This window comes from Microbacterium testaceum (genome assembly GCF_001476655.1).
GTDB lineage: Bacteria > Actinomycetota > Actinomycetes > Actinomycetales > Microbacteriaceae > Microbacterium > Microbacterium testaceum_C.
In genome coordinates this window covers 1-580 of sequence record NZ_LDRT01000189.1, presented here as the reverse complement: position 1 = coordinate 580, position 580 = coordinate 1, and the positions used below count along the sequence as shown (strand labels likewise).

At 71.6% G+C, this 580-nt stretch carries 1 protein-coding gene and 1 pseudogene; one reads left to right on the top strand and one right to left on the bottom strand.

Annotated features, from left to right (window positions below; all coding sequences use genetic code 11):
• Positions 1–326, top strand: a pseudogene (locus NS220_RS18055) (LLM class F420-dependent oxidoreductase); the annotation flags it as partial.
• A gap of 10 nt (positions 327–336) precedes the next feature.
• On the opposite strand, the gene NS220_RS20300 reads toward NS220_RS18055, so the two are convergent.
• Positions 337–580 (bottom strand): hypothetical protein (locus tag NS220_RS20300; protein ID WP_058625366.1); only part of this gene is annotated, 244 nt, incomplete at its 5' end.

Here is a 580-nt window from a genome sequence, read left to right as displayed (position 1 = left end):
CGATCAGCTGGGACCCCGACAAGGATGCCGCGATCGCGCGCGCGCACGATCAGTTCCGGTGGTTCGCGGGGGGCTGGGCCGTGAACGCCGATCTCCCGACGCCGGCCGGTTTCGCGGGTGCCTCGCAGTTCGTGCGCCCCGAGGACGTCGCCGACTCGATCGCGTGCGGGCCCGACCTGGACGAGCTCGCCGAGAGCGTCCGACCCTTCATCGACGCGGGCTTCACCGACATCGCGATCGTGCAGGTCGGCGACGAGCAGCAGCAGCGCTTCGTCGACGAGATCGCCGAGCCTCTCCTCGAGAAGCTGCGCGCCCTCTCGTCGTAGCCGGGGTGCCTCAGCGCGGGGCGTGCCCGGTTTCGATGACCCACTGCTCGAGCCGCCACGCGGGGATCCGGAACACCCGTGCGACGTCGGCGGTCGCGTATCCGCCCTCGACGATGGATGCCACGGCGAACTCCTGCAGCGACCGGAAGTCGCGGCCGGCGAGCGCCCCGGTCCGCAGGTCGGCGAACGTCCTCGGGGCCGTCGTCGAGGGGCTGCCCGGAGCCACGAACACATAGGCGGAGTTCTCGCGCATC